This is a genomic window from Pseudomonas sp. KB_12 (genome assembly GCF_052114545.1).
GTDB classification, from domain to species: Bacteria; Pseudomonadota; Gammaproteobacteria; order Pseudomonadales; family Pseudomonadaceae; genus Aquipseudomonas; species Aquipseudomonas brassicacearum.
In genome coordinates this window covers 170,389-189,433 of the sequence record NZ_JBFREY010000004.1, presented here as the reverse complement: position 1 = coordinate 189,433, position 19,045 = coordinate 170,389, and the positions used below count along the sequence as shown (strand labels likewise).

General features: G+C 59.0%; 21 protein-coding genes. 10 read left to right on the top strand and 11 right to left on the bottom strand.

Annotated features, from left to right (window positions below; genetic code table 11):
• Window positions 1-35 precede the first annotated feature (35 nt).
• From AB4Z20_RS04005 to acs, 4 genes are all read right to left on the bottom strand, one after another.
• Window positions 36-734 (bottom strand): ABC transporter permease, encoded by a 699-nt coding sequence (locus AB4Z20_RS04005; RefSeq protein ID WP_014339810.1) that lies wholly within the window; start codon window positions 732-734, stop codon window positions 36-38.
• On the bottom strand, window positions 731-1,420 hold the full coding sequence (locus AB4Z20_RS04000) for an ABC transporter permease (RefSeq protein WP_003204800.1): 690 nt from the start codon (window positions 1,418-1,420) through the stop codon (window positions 731-733). The genes AB4Z20_RS04005 and AB4Z20_RS04000 overlap by 4 nt, the downstream gene beginning before the upstream one ends.
• Before the next feature lie 90 nt (window positions 1,421-1,510).
• Complete coding sequence (locus AB4Z20_RS03995) at window positions 1,511-2,284, bottom strand: ABC transporter substrate-binding protein (protein ID WP_003204802.1); 774 nt, start codon at window positions 2,282-2,284, stop codon at window positions 1,511-1,513.
• 752 nt (window positions 2,285-3,036) lie between these two features.
• On the bottom strand, window positions 3,037-4,992 hold the full coding sequence (gene acs, locus AB4Z20_RS03990; protein ID WP_003204805.1) for an acetate--CoA ligase: 1,956 nt from the start codon (window positions 4,990-4,992) through the stop codon (window positions 3,037-3,039).
• 443 nt (window positions 4,993-5,435) lie between these two features.
• Here acs and AB4Z20_RS03985 point away from each other — a divergent pair, with 443 nt between their 5' ends.
• The 4 genes from AB4Z20_RS03985 (at window position 5,436) to AB4Z20_RS03970 (ending at window position 8,588) form a co-directional block, all read left to right on the top strand.
• Window positions 5,436-5,699, top strand: a complete 264-nt coding sequence (locus tag AB4Z20_RS03985) for a DUF2790 domain-containing protein (RefSeq protein WP_253477339.1) — start codon at window positions 5,436-5,438, stop codon at window positions 5,697-5,699.
• 29 nt (window positions 5,700-5,728) lie between these two features.
• The gene (locus tag AB4Z20_RS03980; RefSeq protein WP_253477341.1) at window positions 5,729-5,944 is read left to right on the top strand and encodes a hypothetical protein; all 216 of its coding nucleotides are present in this window, start codon (window positions 5,729-5,731) and stop codon (window positions 5,942-5,944) included.
• 491 nt (window positions 5,945-6,435) lie between these two features.
• Window positions 6,436-7,686, top strand: a complete 1,251-nt coding sequence (locus tag AB4Z20_RS03975; RefSeq protein ID WP_018612669.1) for a ribonucleotide-diphosphate reductase subunit beta — start codon at window positions 6,436-6,438, stop codon at window positions 7,684-7,686.
• Between the two features lie 392 nt (window positions 7,687-8,078).
• A complete protein-coding gene (locus AB4Z20_RS03970) occupies window positions 8,079-8,588 on the top strand; it encodes a BRO-N domain-containing protein (RefSeq protein WP_442089363.1) in 510 nt (169 codons plus the stop codon).
• 412 nt (window positions 8,589-9,000) lie between these two features.
• Here AB4Z20_RS03970 and AB4Z20_RS03965 read toward each other — a convergent pair whose 3' ends face one another.
• Entirely contained in the window at window positions 9,001-9,246 is a 246-nt protein-coding gene (locus AB4Z20_RS03965; protein WP_442089362.1) for a type II toxin-antitoxin system Phd/YefM family antitoxin, read from the bottom strand.
• Window positions 9,247-9,568: 322 nt separating this feature from the next.
• Here AB4Z20_RS03965 and AB4Z20_RS03960 point away from each other — a divergent pair, with 322 nt between their 5' ends.
• Entirely contained in the window at window positions 9,569-10,561 is a 993-nt protein-coding gene (locus tag AB4Z20_RS03960) for a hypothetical protein (protein WP_442089361.1), read from the top strand.
• Here the strand turns inward: AB4Z20_RS03960 and AB4Z20_RS03955 are convergent.
• Together AB4Z20_RS03955 and AB4Z20_RS03950 are read right to left on the bottom strand one after the other, a co-directional pair.
• On the bottom strand, window positions 10,558-11,754 hold the full coding sequence (locus AB4Z20_RS03955) for an RsiV family protein (RefSeq protein WP_320389335.1): 1,197 nt from the start codon (window positions 11,752-11,754) through the stop codon (window positions 10,558-10,560). The two genes, AB4Z20_RS03960 and AB4Z20_RS03955, sit on opposite strands and share 4 nt — an antisense overlap.
• Before the next feature lie 125 nt (window positions 11,755-11,879).
• Window positions 11,880-12,695, bottom strand: coding sequence for a sulfite exporter TauE/SafE family protein (locus tag AB4Z20_RS03950; protein WP_442089360.1), 816 nt, complete (start codon window positions 12,693-12,695; stop codon window positions 11,880-11,882).
• Between the two features lie 112 nt (window positions 12,696-12,807).
• On the opposite strand from AB4Z20_RS03950, the gene AB4Z20_RS03945 reads away from it, so the two are divergent.
• Both AB4Z20_RS03945 and AB4Z20_RS03940 read left to right on the top strand, forming a co-directional pair.
• On the top strand, window positions 12,808-13,584 hold the full coding sequence (locus AB4Z20_RS03945) for an AraC family transcriptional regulator (RefSeq protein ID WP_442089359.1): 777 nt from the start codon (window positions 12,808-12,810) through the stop codon (window positions 13,582-13,584).
• 82 nt (window positions 13,585-13,666) lie between these two features.
• Window positions 13,667-13,984: a helix-turn-helix domain-containing protein gene (locus AB4Z20_RS03940; protein ID WP_003204826.1), complete on the top strand. Its 318-nt coding sequence runs from the start codon at window positions 13,667-13,669 to the stop codon at window positions 13,982-13,984.
• Window positions 13,985-14,001: 17 nt separating this feature from the next.
• On the opposite strand, the gene AB4Z20_RS03935 is transcribed toward AB4Z20_RS03940, so the two are convergent.
• A complete protein-coding gene (locus AB4Z20_RS03935) occupies window positions 14,002-15,060 on the bottom strand; it encodes an MBL fold metallo-hydrolase (RefSeq protein WP_258689164.1) in 1,059 nt (352 codons plus the stop codon).
• Window positions 15,061-15,249: 189 nt separating this feature from the next.
• Between AB4Z20_RS03935 and AB4Z20_RS03930 the strand changes: the two genes are divergently transcribed.
• Window positions 15,250-15,858, top strand: coding sequence for a TetR/AcrR family transcriptional regulator (locus AB4Z20_RS03930; protein WP_320389337.1), 609 nt, complete (start codon window positions 15,250-15,252; stop codon window positions 15,856-15,858).
• Window positions 15,859-15,881: 23 nt separating this feature from the next.
• On the opposite strand, the gene AB4Z20_RS03925 is transcribed toward AB4Z20_RS03930, so the two are convergent.
• Window positions 15,882-16,415: a DUF1003 domain-containing protein gene (locus AB4Z20_RS03925; RefSeq protein ID WP_442089358.1), complete on the bottom strand. Its 534-nt coding sequence runs from the start codon at window positions 16,413-16,415 to the stop codon at window positions 15,882-15,884.
• 93 nt (window positions 16,416-16,508) lie between these two features.
• Window positions 16,509-17,456: a LysR family transcriptional regulator gene (locus tag AB4Z20_RS03920; protein ID WP_442089357.1), complete on the bottom strand. Its 948-nt coding sequence runs from the start codon at window positions 17,454-17,456 to the stop codon at window positions 16,509-16,511.
• A 14-nt stretch (window positions 17,457-17,470) separates the two neighbouring features.
• Here AB4Z20_RS03920 and AB4Z20_RS03915 point away from each other — a divergent pair, with 14 nt between their 5' ends.
• The gene (locus AB4Z20_RS03915) at window positions 17,471-18,181 is read left to right on the top strand and encodes a CTP synthase C-terminal region-related (seleno)protein (RefSeq protein ID WP_442089356.1); all 711 of its coding nucleotides are present in this window, start codon (window positions 17,471-17,473) and stop codon (window positions 18,179-18,181) included.
• Window positions 18,178-18,492 carry an antibiotic biosynthesis monooxygenase family protein gene (locus AB4Z20_RS03910; RefSeq protein WP_253477379.1) on the top strand — a complete coding sequence of 105 codons (315 nt, stop codon included), beginning with the start codon at window positions 18,178-18,180 and terminating at the stop codon, window positions 18,490-18,492. The genes AB4Z20_RS03915 and AB4Z20_RS03910 overlap by 4 nt, the downstream gene beginning before the upstream one ends.
• A gap of 212 nt (window positions 18,493-18,704) precedes the next feature.
• Here the strand turns inward: AB4Z20_RS03910 and AB4Z20_RS03905 are convergent, their stop codons facing one another.
• Complete coding sequence (locus tag AB4Z20_RS03905; RefSeq protein ID WP_214509482.1) at window positions 18,705-19,031, bottom strand: DUF2025 family protein; 327 nt, start codon at window positions 19,029-19,031, stop codon at window positions 18,705-18,707.
• Window positions 19,032-19,045 lie beyond the last annotated feature (14 nt).

Genomic DNA, 19,045 nt, shown 5'->3' with positions numbered 1-19,045 from the left:
TCAGTCGTTGAGCAGTCGATCGGATCGATGCGTTATCAGTGCTTGCGCGGGGCCAGGTAACCCAGCCAGCGGCGCTCGGCCAGTTTGAACAGGCGCACCAGGATGAAGGTCAGGCACAGGTAGAAAACGCCGGCCGTGATGTAGGCCTCGAACGGCAAGTAGTACTGCGCGTTCACCGTGCGCGCGGCACCGGTGATGTCGATCAGGGTCACGATGGATGCCAGGCTGGTGGTCTGCAACATCATGATCACTTCGTTGCTGTATTGCGGCAGCGCCCGACGCAAGGCCGATGGCAGCAGGATCCGGCGATACAGCTTGTAGCGCGACATGCCCATGGCCTTGGCCGCTTCGATCTCACCGTTGGGCGTGGCCCGCAGGCTGCCGGCGATGATTTCGGCGGTGTAGGCGCTGGTGTTGATGGCGAACGCCAGGCACGCACAGAAGGTCGCACTGGACAGCCACGGCCAGAGGAAGCTTTCGCGAACGATCGCGAACTGCGCCAGCCCGTAGTAGATCAGGAACAGCTGGACCAGCATCGGCGTGCCGCGGATCACGTAGGTGTAGAGCCAGGCCGTCATGTTGACCGCCGGCTGCTTGGACACCCGCATCAGCCCCAGGGGCAACGCCGCCAGCAGGCCGAAGAACAGCGACAGGGCCAGCAACTTCAGGGTGGTCAACAAGCCACTGAAATACAGCGGCAAGGCTTCATAGATGACGTTGTAGTCGAAGATCATAGATCAGCCGCCCTTACGCCTACCGAGTAGCGCTTCTCAAGGTGACGCAATGCCAGTAACGAGACACTGGTGATCACCAGGTACATCGCCGCCACTGCGAGGAAGAAGGTGAAAGGCTCGCGCGTGGCATCTGCCGCCTGCTTGGCCTTGAACATCATGTCTTGCAGGCCCACCACCGAAATCAGCGCGGTAGCCTTGGTCAGCACCAGCCAGTTGTTGGTGAAGCCCGGGATCGCCAGGCGAATCATCTGCGGCACCAGCACCCGGAAAAACACCTGGAACCCGTTCATGCCGTACGCCATGCCCGCCTCGGCCTGCCCCTTGGGGATCGCCATGAAGGCACCGCGGAAGGTTTCCGACAGGTAGGCACCGAAGATGAATCCCAGGGTGCCGATACCGGCCGCCAGCGGGTTCAGGTCGATGTAGTCGTCATAGCCGAGCATCGGCGCCACGCGGTTGAGCAGGTCCTGGCCGCCGTAGAAAATCAGCAGGATCAGCACCAGATCGGGAATACCGCGAATGACCGTGGCATACAGGTCGCCCAGCCACGCCAGCCAGCGCACCGGAGAGAGGCGCAACGCAACGCCGATCAACCCCAGGACGATGGCCAGGGCCATGGACGACAAGGCGAGCTCAAGCGTCAACCATGCGCCATCGAGGATGACAGCCCCGTAGCCTTTCAACATGATTCAGGTCCTCGAAAGTGGGATGAAAAAATGGCGCAAACCGCAGAGATCCTGTTGCTTGCGCCATTTCGCACGAGTGGCGGGACGTCGTTACTTGCCGTAGATGTCGAAAGCGAAGTATTTGTCCTGGATTTGCTTGTACTTGCCGTTCTCGCGAATGGCCGCGATCGCGCCATTGATCTTGTCCTTCAACGCGTCGCCCTTGCGAACCGCGATGCCGACGCCGTCGCCGAAGTACTTGACGTCGGTAAAGGCCGGGCCGACGAACGCGAAGCCCTTGCCGGCATCGGTCTTGAGGAAGCCGTCATCCAACAGCGTAGCGTCTGCCACGGTGCCGTCGAGACGACCAGCGGACACGTCCAGGTAGATCTCGTTCTGCGAACCGTATGGCTTGATCTCGGCACCCAGCGGGGCCAGGACTTCACGGGCGAAACGCTCGTGGATCGAACCACGCTGCACGCCGATGTTCTTGCCCTTGAGCTCGGCCAGGCCGTCGCTGACCTGGGTACCGGCCTTCATCACCAGACGGGCCGGGGTGTTGTAGTACTTGTTGGTGAAATCAACCGACTTCTTGCGATCTTCGGTGATCGACATGGACGACAGGATCGCGTCGATCTTGCGGACCTTGAGCGCCGGGATCAGGCCGTCGAACTCTTGCTCGACCCATACGCACTTGACCTTCATCTCTTCGCACAGCGCATTGCCGATGTCGTAGTCGAAACCGACGATGCTGCCATCCGGGGCTTTCGAGGCGAACGGAGGGTAAGCCGCTTCGATACCAATCTTCAGGGGCTTCTCATCAGCGAAGGTCGGCAGGGACAGCACGGACAGTGCCAGGGCGCCAAGCAGCACAAGTTTCTTCATCTTGGGACTCCATCGGTAAAGGGCAAAAACGGCAGAGTGAGCAACAGCCCAATATGCGAATGGGTGAAACGAACTTTGGTGCTGCGTCCTAGGAAGCTCACGTTTTATTCAACACGAGCCACGACGAGCGAGTGATCGGCATTCTAACGACAGGCCCGAAGCCGATATTTCTTCAATGCGACAACAAATTACAGAAGCACCGAGAAAGCTGTTCGAGCGCATTGACAGCCCCGCAAATTCATGCAAGAGCAAAAGAAGGGAAACCGATCTATGCTGCAAATAGCGGGCCCATTATTCGCAAACCCTTCTAATCCGGCAAGCACAGCGTGTCGGCTTATTTTTGGAGAGGCCTGCAAGCGCCCTGTATCGGGGCTTGGCGTTTCACATCGCCCCGTTGTGGCGCCTTTTGTTACACATTTCGAAACACCGGTAACGTTCAGACACTTCCTAGTTTAAACGCCGATATTTATTCATTCGCCAAACCTGTGGCGAGGGAGCTTGCTCCCGCTGGGGGTAGGAGCTGCCGAAGGCTGCGATCTTTTGATCTTGATCTTTCGCTTGGGACTCAATTGTCTGGGGCAAGATCGCAGCCTCGTTGCACTCGACAGCTCCTACACAGCTCCTACAGGCGCAGCCGAGCGGGAGCAAGCTCCCTCGCCACAAAGGCACCACATTTCAAGCCCTCCCAGCGCGCCCATAAAAAAGCCCCGCTCGGCACTGCCGGGCGGGGCTTTCGGTTTTACGGGTTACCGTCAGGCAACGTTCATGGTCTTGTGCGTCTCGATCAGATGCGCCACCACACCCGGATCGGCCAGGGTGGAGATATCACCCAACCCGTCGTACTCCGCCGTGGCGATCTTGCGCAGGATGCGGCGCATGATCTTGCCGGAGCGGGTTTTTGGCAGCCCCGGCGCCCACTGGATCACATCCGGCGAAGCAATCGGACCGATCTCCTTGCGCACCCAGTTCTTCAGCTCCAGGCGCAGGGCCTCGCTGGTTTCTTCGCCGGCATTGAGGGTGACATAGACATAGATGCCCTGCCCCTTGATGTCGTGCGGCACACCGACCACCGCCGCTTCGGCGACTTTCGGGTGGGCGACCATGGCGCTCTCGATCTCGGCCGTGCCCATGCGGTGGCCGGACACGTTGAGCACGTCATCCACCCGACCGGTGATCCAGTAGTAGCCATCCTCGTCACGACGAGCGCCGTCGCCGGTGAAGTACATGCCGCTGAAAGTCTTGAAGTAAGTGTCGACAAAACGGTCATGGTCGCCGTACAGCGTACGCGCCTGGCCTGGCCACGAATCGAGGATCACCAGGTTGCCTTCGGCGGCGCCTTCGATCAGGTTGCCGAGGTTGTCCACCAACGCCGGCACCACACCGAAGAACGGACGCGTGGCCGAACCTGGCTTCAATGCCGTAGCGCCTGGCAGCGGGCTGATCAGCACGCCACCGGTTTCGGTCTGCCACCAGGTGTCGACGATCGGGCAGCGTTCCTTGCCGACATTCTTGTAGTACCAGTCCCAGGCCTCCGGGTTGATCGGCTCACCCACCGAGCCCAACAGGCGCAGGCTGCTGCCATCGGCGCCTTCGACAGCGGCGGTGCCCGAGGCCATCATCGCGCGGATGGCGGTCGGTGCGGTGTAGAGGATGCTGACCTTGTGCTTGTCGATGACCTTGGCCACCCGGGTGATGTCCGGGTAGTTCGGCACGCCTTCGAACAGCAGCGTGGTCGCGCCATTGGCCAGCGGGCCGTAGACGATATAGCTGTGGCCCGTGACCCAACCCACGTCGGCGGTGCACCAGTACACCTCGCCCGGTTTGTAGTCGAACACCCGCTCATGGGTCAGCGCCGCGTACAGCAAGTAGCCGGCCGTGGTGTGCTGCACGCCCTTGGGCTTACCGGTGGAACCGGAGGTGTAGAGGATGAACAGCGCTTCCTCGGCACCCATTTCCTTCGGCGCGCAAACGGTGCCGGCCACTTTCATCAGGTCTTCGTACCAGATGTCGCGGTGCTGGTTCCACTTGATGCCGCCACCGGTGCGCTTGCACACGATGACCTTCTGGATGCTGCTGGTTTCCGGGTTGGTCAACGCATCATCGACGTTGGCCTTGAGCGGGATCTTCTTGCCGGCGCGAACGCCTTCGTCGGCGGTGATCACCACTTTGGATTTGCAGTCGATGATCCGGCCGGCCAGTGCTTCAGGGGAGAAACCGCCGAACACCACCGAGTGAATCGCACCGATCCGGGCACAGGCCAGCATCGCGACCACGGCTTCAGGGATCATCGGCATGTAGATGGTCACCACGTCGCCGCGGTGCACGTCCTGGCCGCGCAGGGCGTTGGCGAACTTGCAGACTTCTTCATGCAGCTCGCGATAGGTGATGTTGCGGCTCTCGGCAGGGTCATCGCCCTCCCAGATAATCGCAATCTGATCGCCGCGCTCGGCCAGATGACGGTCGAGGCAGTTGTAGGAAACGTTCAGGGTACCGTCGGCGAACCACTTGATGTCGACGTGGTGATCGTCGAAGGACGTCTGCTTCACCGTGGTGAAAGGCTTGATCCAATCGAGGCGCTTGGCCTGCTCGCGCCAGAAGCCGTCCGGGTTGACGACCGACTGCTGGTACATGGCCTTGTAGGTCGCCTCGTCAGTCAGCGTATTGGCCGCAACCTCGGGACGAACGGGATACACAGAAGCCGCACTCATCTTTCTTACCTCGGTGAATAGTTGTTTTTGTATGATCCCGTTGTAGCCCGGGGCGGGCCTATAGAACCATTCGACGATGGTAGTAACAAGTCCCTACAAAATGTCGGTACTAACGTGCAAGCCCTGCCTACCGCCATTTTCCTGTGGGAGCCGAGCCTGTGGGAGCCGAGCTTGCTCGCGATAGCGCCTGCCCATCCAACATCAGTCCACCAGACAGCCACCGACTCCCAGCCGATTATTACCAGATCAACCAACAGTGTTTATCAAAACCGAGTCTGTTTACCCCCACCCTCACCTTCTAAAATCCACCTCGCCAACCGGCAAACACGATTAACGCAACACAGCCCCCACGAAGGCCGTTAATCCAACTTCCAACACTTGCTCCACACGCAACCCCAAAAAGGTTGCGTGACCCTACTCGACTTCAAAAAGGTGAAATACAGATGAAAGCTTTATGGGTTCTGGTCCTCGGCAGCCTTTGCGCCACCGCGATGGCAGACGAGCTCCCGACCGATGCTGCACAGCAAAAACCGGCCATTGAGGAGTACACCTACTCCACCCACCTGGACATCGCCAAAGTCATCTCCATGAGCGCCATCCCGAACGTCTGCGAAGTGGTCCCGGCGAAGATGGAATACGACGACTCCAAGGGCCAACGCCACATCCTGCGCTACAGCGTCATGGGCAACGGCTGCTCCAACGGCTGATCAACGTCATCGAACCAGGAACAACCACCATGAAAAGCAGATTGATCTTCGCCCTTGCCCTGTCCGTGCTGGCCGCCAATACTTTCGCCGCCGACGGTTTTGATCGCACCGGTTCCGCAGCCGCGATCAAGGGTTACGACCAGGCGGATTGCGCCACGATCGCCAGTGACGATCACGCCACCACTGACCCCACCGCGGTGGCTAGCGACGGCAGCGATCACACCGGTTCGGCCCATACCGATTGATCATTACTGACATTTTCCACGGCCCGGTTTCGATCGGGCCTGGTTGTGTCTAGAACCGCCTAAACCCCTCCGCAAACACAACATGTAGTGCAAACCTTCAAAAAACGCTCGTTTTTTGATCAAAAAAAACCGCGATACGATCCATGCAAAAAAAATCTTCAGCGGCCAAAGCCTTGTAAACCCTCGCTCCCACGCGGATATCCCACCCGCCGCTCCTTCTGTGAGCTATTTCGCCGCAGCACGTAGGCAAAAAAGTCCTTATAATGCCGCCTTAAACGGGCCTGCAATATTCCCTTACAGGGGATCACGCCAGCCTGGAGCCCACGCAGAGGCCAAATCGCCTCCTCGCGTTCACAGCCGCTCCGGAATGACCCGTACATTTTTCTGTTTATTGCCTGCGTCAGCTGCTGCAACAAACGATTTTTCCAAGATCCACCGCGGCCAGTAGGCCCTCATCGGGCATCTGGCCCTCACGCAGGAGACGACACGTCATGCTGAGCTGGGACGAATTCGACAAAGAAGACAGCGGCGAAGTCGCTGTAAAAGGCGCCAACGCCGGCCACGCTTCTGAAGCCAACATGGACCGCCTCGACAGCGCTGGCGGTGCCGCCGCCCTCGAAGCGCGGGCCGTGACAGCCAGCGACTCGGCCGCGATCATTCGCGCCAAGGCCGCCCTCGACAAACTCGACGTCGCCGAAGGCCTCGCCGAACTCGAAGGCGCCGCCGCCCGTGTCGCCGTCGATGAAAAGCGCATGATCAACTGCCGCGCCGACCTCAACCAGCTCGTGCCGTTCAAATATGACTGGGCCTGGCAGAAGTACCTGGACGGCTGCGCAAACCACTGGATGCCGCAAGAAGTCAACATGACCGCCGACATCGCCCTCTGGAAAGACCCGGAAGGCCTGACCGACGACGAGCGCCGCATCGTGATGCGCAACCTGGGCTTCTTCTCCACCGCCGACTCCCTGGTTGCCAACAACCTGGTCCTGGCCGTGTACCGCCTGATCACCAACCCGGAATGCCGCCAGTACATCCTGCGCCAGGCCTTCGAAGAGGCGATCCACACCCACGCCTACCAGTACTGCATCGAATCGCTGGCCATGGATGAAGGCGAGATCTTCAACATGTACCACGAGATCCCATCGGTCGCGAAAAAAGCCGCCTGGGGCCTGAAATACACCCGTTCGATCTCCGATCCGAAGTTCGAAACCGGCACCCCGGACACCGACAAAGAGCTGCTGCGCAACCTGATCGCTTACTACTGCGTCCTGGAAGGCATCTTCTTCTACTGCGGCTTCACCCAGATCCTCTCCATGGGCCGCCGCAACAAAATGACCGGCGTCGCCGAGCAGTTCCAGTACATCCTGCGCGACGAATCCATGCACCTTAACTTCGGTATCGATGTGATCAACCAGATCAAAATCGAAAACCCACACCTGTGGGATGCCGAGATGAAGGAAGAAGCGACCCAGATGATCCTGCAAGGGACCCAACTGGAGATCGAATACGCCCGCGACACCATGCCTCGTGGCGTGCTGGGCATGAACGCGGCGATGATGGAGGACTACCTCAAGTTCATCGCTAACCGTCGCCTGTCGCAGATTGGTCTTAAGGAAGAATATCCAGGGACGACTAACCCGTTCCCTTGGATGAGCGAGATCATGGACTTGAAGAAAGAGAAGAACTTCTTTGAGACGCGCGTGATTGAGTATCAGACGGGTGGGGCTTTGAGCTGGGATTGATTCGAAAGAAAAATCCTAGGCTCCACGCGTAACTAAAAACCCCGTGAAAACGGGGTTTTTGTGTTTCTACAGGACCATAACTGCGTTTAACTCTGGGACCGGCACACTACCTTTACCCTACGAAAAACTCAGAATCTTTCCGCATTGACGCCGTATCGTCTCGTTACCTATCTTAGTCGCAGGTGCCTAAGAAACGCCCAACGTAGTAGCTAATCGCCGAACATAGAACCGCGTACTGTCTAAGGACATTTGCAACTCTGTGTGGAGAAGATAGCTAGTTGGGATTTTTCTTGCATCCTCTACGTCGGGCTCGCGCCGCTAACCTTCGAACGTAGAGGTCGTTATGCCCACAAAAATTTCACCCCGCTCTCCGTATACCTCGGAGACCCATCATGCCTGATGCTTATATTCCGACCGTTTTCACCCGTCACAACCTCCAACTACATACCCTCTTGGTTGAAAACCAAGCCTGGTTCAGCGCCTCGGATTTGGGGCGGTTGATGAGTAAGCACCTCGATGAGCGCATGACACGCAAGCTTGACCCCGACCAGCGTCGGATGATGCTCGTGCATGTCCACGGTTTGACTGAAGAGCGTCTGATGCTGAGCGAGTCAGGCGTCTATGCATTGCTGGTTTATCACTACTGCCCTGAGTATCGATTGTTGCGTGAGTGGATCACGCATCAGGTGGTGCCAACCCTGCGGGATGAGCGCCACTCGCATAAGGTGGAACGGCCTACGCTGAGCGTGTTGGATTGGCCGAAGATGTCACTCTGCATGCTGCACTGGCAGGATGAACCATGGATTCGCTTGCGGGATATGCCGGCGGTGTTGGTAGATGACCCGTTTAGCCAGCATGAATCTTGGTGGCGGAAAGCTTCTCGGATTTTGCGAGGGTTTTGAGATTCAATCGGAAGCCGTCGTCCGTGTTAGGGCGGCGGTTTTTTGTTGGGAATACTGAATTGGGGCTGCTGCGCAACCCAGCGGGAGCAAGCTCCCTCGCCACAGGTGTCAGGTCATAGGTTGGTGTAGGGCTTGGTTGCTGCGTTGTTTTGAAGATCGCGGGCGGGTTCCCACGCTTTGGCAGTGTGGAATAGTGGTTGCGGGAAACGTCCAGTTTCTGTTGGACGAAAAAACATATGGGGATATGTAATGACGAATAAAATAAAAAGTGAGGCCTTCGAGTCGATTCACTGCTCGGCCGAAGCGCTGCTGAAAATCGGCGCTATCGACAAGGCCACCATGCGAGAGTTTGACGAGGCCTGCATGGCTGAGGTGCCTACTGAAATCTCAGATCAGGAAGACTCGTCTGCACTCAGAGCCGGCCTTCAAAACCCTCGATGATGTCCTCGGGGGTGCGGTCAAAATCCGCCGACATCCGAATCTTCCCCTTCAACCGCCCAGGCTTGCGCGCCTGCGGTGTAGCGATATGGGGTAGCAGATCCAGATAAGGCTTGCCGGCGTTGGTGATCACCACCTTGTCGCCCAGCCATGCACGTGCGCCCAGTTGTAAGAGCTGGGACTTCGCTTCTTGCAGGGTTACTTGCACCTGTTCACTCATACGCCGCCTCTCTGGATTTAGCTAAGCAGGTGTAACAATTCCGACCACCTGAAAGATCGAGCTAAAAACCAGCATTATGATATCGATTTCCCCGAGTAAGGAACTGCAGAACGGGGGCCGCTTCGCTGCCCAGCGGGAGCAAGCTCCCTCGCCACAGGTTGGTGTCAGGGCGCAGGTGGGTGGCAGGCTTGATGGTTGGGTTGGGTTTGGGAATCGCGAGCAAGCTCGCTCCCACAGGGGGTTTGTGGTGTGTTGAAACTTTGGGTGCAGCCCGCCGCGTCCTTCGGTATTAATACACCTCCTCTCATGGACCCGAGCCCCGATGAAATTCGATACCGCCTACTGCCTCAGCCTCGATGCCAAGCTTTCGATCTATGACGTTCGGGATCTGAATTTCGACGAGACCATGGCCTTCGATTCGGCCAAGGAGCGCTTTCAGTGCCCCAACGATGCCTGTCGGGCGGCGTTTGATGAGGACAATCGGCTGACGACGCTCAACGCCAAGAACGTCAATTACATCCGCACGCCACATTTCAAGAATCAACCGACTACCCAGCATATCGAGGGCTGCCCTTATGTCAGTCCGAAAACGCCGGGGTTGGGTGCGGAGAGTGTTGAGGCACAAACGGATGACGACCGTGAGGAGCATTTTCCGTCGGAGCTGCTGCTGACTCGGCGTCAGTACGTACGCAAGCCGTCCGATCCGTCGAAGGACGTTGAAGCAGCGACTCGGCCTACGTCGCCCACCCTATCGTCCCACGGTGATGACGTTCATTGCGCCCATGATTCGACACCCGACAAGACCAGTGTCTTCGCCCACCCGGTGGAGTGTTTTGTGTCGAACTTCGCGGACAAGGACCTGCTCAAGCGCAAGCTGTTGAAGATTGGCGAGCACACGGCGCCCTATGGATCGTTCTTCAAGAAGATCGAGTATTTGCAGGACAACAAGGGCTTGATTTACTGGGGCAAGATCAAGGAGATCAAGGATTACACGCAAAGCTTTCGCATCGATTTCGAACCCAAGGTCTGGTTCAAGCAACCGGACGAGGCGAAGAAGAAGCCTTACTCGGTCAACGTTTACCTGAGCAAGAAGCTGATCGATAACTACCGCAAGCGCAAAGCGTTCCTGGAAGAGATCAAGCATGCCGTCGACAGTGACGCGCCGTTGTATTGCTTCTTTTATGGCGTGACGCCGGAGTTGAAACAGGTACCGAGCAAGAAGAACCCCGAACAGACGTTCGGGGTGTTCAGTGCCAATATCGAGAACCTGGATCACTTCGTTATTCGGGAAGCGCCCGGGTTGGCTGAGGGTTAGTCACCAGTCCCGGGCAATTGAAGTTTGACCGCACCGGGGTGTTGTTTTACGACTGCGTACGGCAGCACCGACCAGCCGGGGTCATCACAAACGCGTTGCGCGCGGACGAAGAACGGTCCCAAGTACAAACCTTTTTCAGTGAAGTACCAATTGGAATATCCCCAGACGCCTTCATCGGTGTAGTCGCAGCTGTCTTCATCCGCTGGCTTCAGCATCTCGTCGGGGTACAGCGTGGTGAGTTGCTTGATCAGCCATGGCGCGAATACCTCGCGTTGGTAAGTGTATCGCGCCTGGCTCTCTTCATCGGTCAACGGAGCATCACCCGCGTCGTTGTGGCCGGCGTAGAGCGGTGGCTTACCTGTGCCAACCCAGAGCACATCTTCCAGCGACAAACTGTGGCCGGTGTGAGCATCGAGATTGAGCGGCGAATTGCCAAAATCCGGATGCACGCCGCCGCAGTAGTAACTTGTGGAAATGTTCAGGCTGATCACATCGGGCGATAGGAATTTGGGCGCGACGCCTTGGTCGAACTCGGCATTATCCGCGCCCTGCAACAGACAGCCGTGGTAGCTGATGACTTCGGTCCAGAGCCGCCCCAACAATTGCCGATTGACCCGTTGTAGTTCGTCTTTCGAGTAGCCGGACTCGACGCTGAACATGGAAATACCGGATTGTGGCTCCGTCCACCATTGCAAGTCATGGCCCATGAAAGATTCTTTCTTGCCCGGTTTGAGTTTCAAGCCCAGCAGACGGAGATACTCATAAGGGTCACTTTTTCGCAGCTCGGCGATAACGGGGGGAAGATCAGCCCCAGGTGCCGGGAGCGTGGCTTCGGTCAACTGCACGGGCAGAACCTTGCCCTTGAGACTTTTCCATTCACCCTGCCAGCCGTTGGCCGTTTTTTGCAGCGTCAGGGTTGGCAGCGATTGGCCGTCGTCGTAGCGGGTACCGCCCTCGACCAGCGTCAGGGTCTTTCCTTGCAGCGAGCCGCTCAATCCCAAGTCACGATGGTATTTCTCATAGAAATAACGACCGATGACCTCGTCCTCTTGAGCAGTGTTGAGTCCCAGCACAATCGGCATCTTGCCCAAGGTGCCGGTAAAGACGCCACTACCACCATCGGCACTGGCTGTCGAACAGAGCGCGATCAGGCACACGGCGCTGGATGCGAGGAGCAACAGTCCTTTGAACATGGAATCTTCCTGGAAAAAGCGAGCGTCAGCTCACGAAATGAGTGGAGCGAAGTATGACGAATCAGCCTCATAGAATCGATATGCCACCCTCTCCCACAAAATTTTGAGCAATGCCATGCAGCAACTTACTGCACCGATATGCCCAACATCACGACGATCAACAATCCGATATAGACCCCGGCGTGAAATCGATCCGGTATCCGCCCGATCCATGGCGTAGCTAATCGAATCCCCACTAACGAGCCCAGTGTCAAAACCGCAAACGCCTGCAAATCCACATACCCCACAAACCACGGCCCCAAATCAAACTCGATAAACCCGGCCATGGCCATGTAAGTCAGCGTCCCGACCACCGCAACCGGCAAACTCAGCGGGTTAGCCATGGACGTCGCGCGCGACATGTTCAGGCCGCAACGACGCAATAACGGCACGGTCATGACGCTGCCACCCACGCCCAGAAAAGTGGCGATGACGCCGATGCTGATTCCGCCTGCCGATACCTCTGCCCTGCCCAATCGCCGTGGGACTACAGCGTCAGACTGGGTCAGAAAACCGCGTCTGAACAAGCAGTCCAGAATGGTCACGCCCAGGTAAACGATGAAGGCATAGCGAATGACTTCGCTACTCGCCCACATCGCGGCAACGGCTCCGACGATAGCGCCCAGGCCGATGAAGCCACCCAACGGCCACACGTAGTGGCGAATGAGGTTACCGGCGCGGTGATGCTTGGCGGTGGCGATCAGCGCGTTGACGATCATCACGCAGGTCGAGGTGGCCACGGCAATATGCATCGCCGATTGGCCGATAGGGTCGTCAGCGCCGTGGCTGGCGGTGAGCATGCGGTATAGCAAGGGCACCACGACGAATCCACCGCCGAAGCCGAACAGCACAGCAGTGACGCCAGTCATGCAACCGAAGAGTGCCAGCAAGAGGTAGAACATCGCGCAGCATCCGTAAATTGAGAGAGGCCGACGATAGAGCGATGGGGCTTGGCCTGCCTCAGCAAGTACGCCAATAATGTTTGTATTTACGCCAATTGTTGGAGGCCGCTCGATGCGCAATGTTTCGATTGACCTGCTGGACGACACGCCACGGCCAGTAGTGGCTATCGGCACGGATTACCCCGACGGTCATCGGTTGCCGCGCCATACCCACCGGCGGGCGCAGTTGCTCTACGGCGCCACCGGAGTCATGCAGGTCAGCACGGCAGACGGCAATTGGGTGGTGCCGCCACAACGGGCGGTGTGGATCCCGCCCGGGGTTGCCCATGAGGTGCTGATGCTGGGCGTCAGCACGCGAAGTTTGTATATCGAACCGGCTGCGGTAACGGCCATGGACGCCCGTTGCCAGGTCATCAGCGTGTCGCCGCTGATGCGTCAGTTGCTGATGGAAGCCGTGGAGCTTGCGCTGGACTACGACGAGGCTGGACGCGATGGTGCGCTGATCGATCTGCTGCTGCACGAGCTGCTGCGCAGCGCCCATCTGCCACTGCACCTTCCACTGCCCCAAGACCCGCGCCTGCTCGGCCTGTGCCAGGCATTTCTGAAACGCCCGGACGCCCACGTCTCGCCCGTGCAATGGGCGGCGCAATTGCCTATCAGCTTGCGTTCGTTCAATCGCCTGTTCAGCCAGCAAACCGGGTTAAGTTTCAGCCAATGGCGACAACAAGCCTGCGTGATGTCGGCATTGTCCCGGTTGGCCGTCGGCAATTCAGTGACCCGAATCGCCCTGGACCTGGGCTACGACAGCCCCGCGGCATTCTCCACGATGTTTCGTCGCGTACTGGGTCACGCCCCGAGCGCCTGGCTGGAGAAGACCGCCGGTCATTGATCAAAAAAATGAGATTGATCGGGATTCAAAACAACTGTACAAAAACACAGTATTTTTTAATCCCACAGCTTTGGAGCCCCCCATGGCCTCTCTCGCAATCAAAACCACCCTGGAACGCATCGCTGTCTATCAATTCACCCCTGCTCACAGTGCACAGGCGCGAGCCATGCTGGGTTGGAGTGTCGAGGAGCTGTCCCGCCAATCCGGCGTCTCGGTCCAGGCCATCCGCCGCTTCGAGGCCGGCGGCGAGTTGCTCGATGTGACTCGCCTGGCACTGGCCTTTCGCCTGGAGGCCGAGGGCCTGGTGTTCTTCCCCGGCTTCGCACCAGGGCGCGGCATGAACATCAAGGGTGCGACACCGGACCCAATGGGGCGCTCCGATTACGCAATGATTGAATAACGCCAATCCTGTGAGTGCTAGGCGATACCGGCCTGGTCCTGGTACGCCGAAGGCTCCACGTCCAGCCACCAGGCGCGGCCACGTTGCGGCTGCGTCAGGGTGAATGCTTCGCCCATTTGCGGCGTGGCAATGTAGACATTGCGCTCCCAGGCCAGGGCCAGGATGCGATCGAAGGGTTCATACCAGGCATGCATCGCCAGGTCGAACGTACCGTTGTGGATCGGCAGCAGCCAACGGCCCTTGAGATCGATATGAGCCTGTAGGGTCTGCTCTGGCTGCATGTGGACGTGGGGCCAATCGACGTCATAGGCGCCGGTTTCCATCAGCGTCAGGTCAAAGGGGCCATATCGCTCGCCGATGCGTTTGAAACCCTCGAAGTAGCCAGTGTCGCCGCTGAAGAAAATTCGCGTAGCGCCGTCGATCATCACCCACGAGGCCCACAAGGTGCTGTTGCTGTCGAACAGGCCGCGCCCGGAAAAGTGCTGGGAGGGCGTGGCAACGAACTCGATACCGTCCACCTCGGTACCTTGCCACCAGTCCAGCTGACGCACCTTGCTGGCGTCGACGCCCCATTTGATCAGGGTGTCGCCCACACCAAGGGGGGCCAGGAAGTGGCGGGTCTTGGCCGCCAGCTTGAGGATGGCCTGATGATCGAGGTGGTCGTAATGGTCATGGGACAGGATCACCGCCTCGATCGGCGGCAATTCTTCCAGGCTGATGGGCGGCTGATGAAAACGCTTCGGGCCGGCCCATTGCACGGGTGAGGCGCGCTCGGCGAACACCGGGTCTGTCAGCCAGAATTTATCCCGCAGCTTGAGCAATAGGGTGGAATGGCCGAGGCGGAATACGCTGTTGTTCGGCGCCGCCAGCAGCGCGGCGCGCGTCAGCGCTTGAACCTCGATGGCGCCCGAAGGCCGAGTGGTACGCGGCTTGTGGAAGATCATGTTCCAGATGATGCGCAGGGTCGTGCCAAAACCTTCCCGAGGTGTGAAGGCATGATTGCGATACTTGCCCTGTTCATGCCGGGATGCGTCATGGGCGGACGGATTGTCGGTCGAAAGAGAGGGAATGGTCATGGTGCGATAACTCCAAGGGCGTCGGCGCAATTGCGCTTCGCCGTTGTGGGACGCTGGATGGCCGTTGCATGCACGCTCAGCCGCTTGACTCAAAACTACACCACTCGGTGTAGTTTCTAGATTGCATGAATCCCGGGAGCAAGTAAACTGCCGAGTGTAAGTTCTCTCATCTCAACCGACGAATTGCCCATGACCGTACCGCAGCGCCTTACCGAGCGAAAACGCGAAGCCATCCTCCAGGCCGCGATTGCTGAATTCCGTAGCAGCGGTTTCGAGATCACCAGCATGGACAAGATCGCGGCGACTGCCGGCGTATCGAAGCGCACGGTGTATAACCATTTTCCGAGCAAGGAAGAATTGTTTGCCGAAATTCTGAATCGGTTATGGAACAGCATTACCGCAGAGCAGGACATGCCCTACAGCCCGCAAAAGCCGCTACGGGAGCAGCTTCAAACGTTGCTGCAAGCCAAACTGCACTTGCTGGCGGACGAGAACTTCCTCGACCTGGCGCGCATCGCCATCGCCGCAACCATTCATTCCCCCGAGCGGGCCCAAGACATGGTGTCGCGCATGGGCCAGCGTGAAGAAGGCCTGACGGCCTGGATTCGCCAAGCCCAGGCCGATGGCCGCTTGAAACCCGTGGAACCGGCATTTGCCGCCCAGCAAATGCATGGGCTGCTCAAGACGTTCGCCTTCTGGCCGCAGGTTTCAATGGGGCAACCCAGCCTGACCCAGGATGAGCAGGCCCAGGTGATCGAATCGGCCCTCGACATGTTCCTGAGCCGTTACCAGGCTTGATCAAGAAGTCCTGGCGTGAAGGGCTACTGCAGCGATGGGTTGTGCACGACCTTCTGGTGCATTTCAGTGGTCAAGTTGTCGATACGCTCGGTCAATGCCTTGGTCATTTCCGTCAGGCGGGTGTTCTGCTCTAACAACTCAAGCAACTGCGCCGTATTCAGCGCGGCCTGAGCCTGGCGCTCGCTGTTGGCGATGGCCAAGGCTTCACGATGCTGGGCATCGGCTTCCGCCTGGGCTTTGTCCCGAGCGGCCTGGCGGGTTTGCGCCAGCAAAATCAGCGGCGCGGCATAGGCCGACTGCAGGCTGAACGCCAGGTTCAGCAAGATGAATGGGTAGGCATCGAAATGAAAGACCCCCACCAGGTTCAGGCTGATCCATAGCAGCACGATCAAGGTTTGCGCACCGAGGAACATCGGCGTCCCGAAAAAACGCGCGAACGCCTCCGCTCTCAGCGCAAAGCGGTCATTGCCAAAGGTCGGCGCCAGATGCGCGTGAGGGCGGTGAAAACGCAGGTGGTCAACGGGCGCGGAAGGTGTGGGTTGGGAAGACTTCGTCATCGTGATGTTCTCGGCCAAGGGCTGGTGCTCAAGGCACTATAACCGTTGGGGAAGCGCCATCCATTGAGCCATGTACGCCCTCGCCGTTAAAACTCAGCGCCCGCGCAGATTGCGCCCCAGCTCATCGAACAAGGTCACCACCGAGCGCAAGGCCCGGCAGTCGGGGCGAGTCAGGAGCCACAGGGCTGTGTCATACCCCTCCAGCGGTTCGCCAAGGGGCATCAGGCCCAGGTGTTCATCGATCAGAAAGTCCGGCAGCGCCGCCACACCCAAGCCGGCTCGCACCAGTTCGGTGACCGAGAGCATGCTGTTGCAGCGATAGGCGGGCACCACGCCGGGGAGATGCTGGCGGCGCCAGGCTACGGTGGGGTGATCCGGGAGGAAATCGTCCGGTGCGATCCAGGTCATGGAAGCCAGGTCATTCGCATCCGCCGAGCGCAGATACGTGGCACTGGCACATACCCGGTAAGCCACGTTGCCCAGGTTTCGACCAACCAGGTGTTCCGGCGGCGTACGGGTCAGGCGTAACGCAATGTCGGCATCGCGGCGGCTCAGGTTGGCGAAGTCGTTCGAGGTGCTCAGCTCAAGGGTCAACGCCGGGTAAGCGGGCATGAAGCGCGCCAGCGCAGGCAGCAGCAACGCTTGCAGGACTGAGTCGCTGCACGTCAGGCGTACCGTCCCGCTGATGACCGCGCCGCCCTGCTCCACCCCCACCCGCGCCGCCTCCAAGGCCTGTTCGGCGCGCTCGGCTTGCTCGGCCAGCGCCTGGGCCAGGCTTGTGGGCAAGTACCCGGAACGGCTTTTTTCGAACAAGGGCTGGCCCAGGGCCGCCTCCAGCCGACGTACCGAACGAAACACCGTGGACACGTCCACCTGCAGCAATCGAGCGGCACGAGCCAGTGAGCCACCACGGACCAGTGCGAGGATCAGGGACAGGTCGGGATAGTCCAGACGATAGTGCGCTGCTGCATTGATCACTTGGGTAAATGCCAATATTGATTGCGTGAACGCCAATCTATAGTGGCGACCAGGAATCAACAAGTGGCGAGTCTCTCATGGCAAAACAGCGTCCTTTACACATCGCCCTGGTCGGCGACCACGACCCACACATCACCGCTCACCGGGCGATCCCCATTGCACTTGAGCTGGCCGGCGGGCAAACCGGCCATGACATTCGCGTCCAATGGCTGGCAACGTCGCTCATCGTCGACAACGCAGTGCTGGAGGACTTCGACGGTATCTGGTGCGTACCAGGCAGCCCCTACCAAAACGAAGCTGGCGCCTTGCAGGCGATTCGTTTTGCCCGCGAACAGCGTCGCCCTTTCCTGGGCACCTGCGGTGGTTTTCAACATGCCGTGCTGGAATACGCCCGCAACGTGATGGGTTGGGCCGACGCCGCCCATGGCGAAACCGACCCCGAGGCTGAGCGCGCGCTGCTGACGCCGCTGAGCTGTGCCTTGATCGAAACCATCGACAGCCTTCAGCTCGATGCGGACTCGTTGACTGCCAAGGCTTATGGTCGTCAGAGGGTATTCGAGGGCTACCATTGCCGCTTCGGGGTCAACCCGGACTTTGAAGAAGACTTGCTCAATCAGCGCCTGCACCCCGTGGCCCGGGACTCGGCCGGCGGCCTGCGAGCGGTGGAACTGCAAGACCATCCGTTCTTTGTCGCCACGCTGTTCCAGCCCGAACGTGCCGCACTGGAAGGGCGCGTGCCGCCGCTGGTCAGCGCGTTTGTCGAAGCCTGCGCCAGGACAACGCCATGAGCACCCACTACTACGCGGTGATATTCACCTCCCTGCGCACCGAAGGGGACCAAGGCTACGCCGAAGCCGCCGAGCGCATGCTGGCCCTTGCCCGGGAGCAGCCCGGATTTTTAGGCGTCGAATCAGCCCGTGGCGACGATGGTTTGGGGATTACCGTGTCCTATTGGAGCGATGAAGCTGCAATCCTGGCCTGGAAGCAGCATCCTGAACACAGCGCGATCCGCGAGCGCGGCCGCTCCACCTGGTATACCCATTGCCATACAAGGGTGTGCAAGGTCGAACGCGACTACGCCTTCCAACACCCAATCTAGTGTCACAGTGTTTACCGTTGATCAATCTGTAGCGTGATAGCTGGGAAGCTTTTGTGGCGAGGGAGCTTGCTCCCGCTTGAGTGCGCAGCGCTCATCGCTTTTTTGGGGGCCGCTGCGCGACCCAGCGGGAGCAATCTCTGGCCACAGGACCGTGCCATTCCAAAAATCCTTGTGGGCCCCCACAGGATCTCTGTTCAATTCAAGATTGAGGCTCAGCCTGTCACCAACTGCCGCACCGCCACGATTTCCGGCAGGTCGCTGCGGGCCATATACACCCGCAAAGGTTCGGAGAGATTGATCCGGTCGTCGATGTGCTGGTCCAGCAATAACTGGATCCGCTCGCGCTTGAGGGCCATGGTGCCGTCCGCCACGGGGGCCCAGACAAATTCGCAGGTGGGGATGATGCCGTCGTCGGCCACGTCCATGCCGAAAGCGTCTTCGCTGAAACGCACGATGTACTGGCCAGTCTTGCGGTTCAAGCCGACAAAACCCTTGAGCTGGTCGGCGGCCTGGCAGATGAATGTCGAAGTGGTGCGCATGGTAAACCTCATGG

Excerpts from the sequence above, each read along its gene's own strand:
- AB4Z20_RS03905 (WP_214509482.1), bottom strand. The coding sequence starts at position 19,031 with ATGCGCACCACTTCGACATTCATCTGCCAGGCCGCCGACCAGCTCAAG.
- AB4Z20_RS03985 (WP_253477339.1), top strand. The coding sequence starts at position 5,436 with ATGAAAGCTTTATGGGTTCTGGTCCTCGGCAGCCTTTGCGCCACCGCG.
- acs (WP_003204805.1), bottom strand. The coding sequence starts at position 4,992 with ATGAGTGCGGCTTCTGTGTATCCCGTTCGTCCCGAGGTTGCGGCCAAT.
- AB4Z20_RS04005 (WP_014339810.1), bottom strand. The coding sequence starts at position 734 with ATGATCTTCGACTACAACGTCATCTATGAAGCCTTGCCGCTGTATTTC.
- AB4Z20_RS03940 (WP_003204826.1), top strand. The coding sequence starts at position 13,667 with ATGGCCTCTCTCGCAATCAAAACCACCCTGGAACGCATCGCTGTCTAT.
- AB4Z20_RS03975 (WP_018612669.1), top strand. The coding sequence starts at position 6,436 with ATGCTGAGCTGGGACGAATTCGACAAAGAAGACAGCGGCGAAGTCGCT.
- AB4Z20_RS03980 (WP_253477341.1), top strand. The coding sequence starts at position 5,729 with ATGAAAAGCAGATTGATCTTCGCCCTTGCCCTGTCCGTGCTGGCCGCC.
- AB4Z20_RS04000 (WP_003204800.1), bottom strand. The coding sequence starts at position 1,420 with ATGTTGAAAGGCTACGGGGCTGTCATCCTCGATGGCGCATGGTTGACG.
- AB4Z20_RS03970 (WP_442089363.1), top strand. The coding sequence starts at position 8,079 with ATGCCTGATGCTTATATTCCGACCGTTTTCACCCGTCACAACCTCCAA.
- AB4Z20_RS03965 (WP_442089362.1), bottom strand. The coding sequence starts at position 9,246 with ATGAGTGAACAGGTGCAAGTAACCCTGCAAGAAGCGAAGTCCCAGCTC.
- AB4Z20_RS03945 (WP_442089359.1), top strand. The coding sequence starts at position 12,808 with ATGCGCAATGTTTCGATTGACCTGCTGGACGACACGCCACGGCCAGTA.
- AB4Z20_RS03925 (WP_442089358.1), bottom strand. The coding sequence starts at position 16,415 with ATGACGAAGTCTTCCCAACCCACACCTTCCGCGCCCGTTGACCACCTG.
- AB4Z20_RS03950 (WP_442089360.1), bottom strand. The coding sequence starts at position 12,695 with ATGTTCTACCTCTTGCTGGCACTCTTCGGTTGCATGACTGGCGTCACT.
- AB4Z20_RS03955 (WP_320389335.1), bottom strand. The coding sequence starts at position 11,754 with ATGTTCAAAGGACTGTTGCTCCTCGCATCCAGCGCCGTGTGCCTGATC.
- AB4Z20_RS03995 (WP_003204802.1), bottom strand. The coding sequence starts at position 2,284 with ATGAAGAAACTTGTGCTGCTTGGCGCCCTGGCACTGTCCGTGCTGTCC.
- AB4Z20_RS03910 (WP_253477379.1), top strand. The coding sequence starts at position 18,178 with ATGAGCACCCACTACTACGCGGTGATATTCACCTCCCTGCGCACCGAA.
- AB4Z20_RS03935 (WP_258689164.1), bottom strand. The coding sequence starts at position 15,060 with ATGACCATTCCCTCTCTTTCGACCGACAATCCGTCCGCCCATGACGCA.
- AB4Z20_RS03930 (WP_320389337.1), top strand. The coding sequence starts at position 15,250 with ATGACCGTACCGCAGCGCCTTACCGAGCGAAAACGCGAAGCCATCCTC.
- AB4Z20_RS03960 (WP_442089361.1), top strand. The coding sequence starts at position 9,569 with ATGAAATTCGATACCGCCTACTGCCTCAGCCTCGATGCCAAGCTTTCG.
- AB4Z20_RS03915 (WP_442089356.1), top strand. The coding sequence starts at position 17,471 with ATGGCAAAACAGCGTCCTTTACACATCGCCCTGGTCGGCGACCACGAC.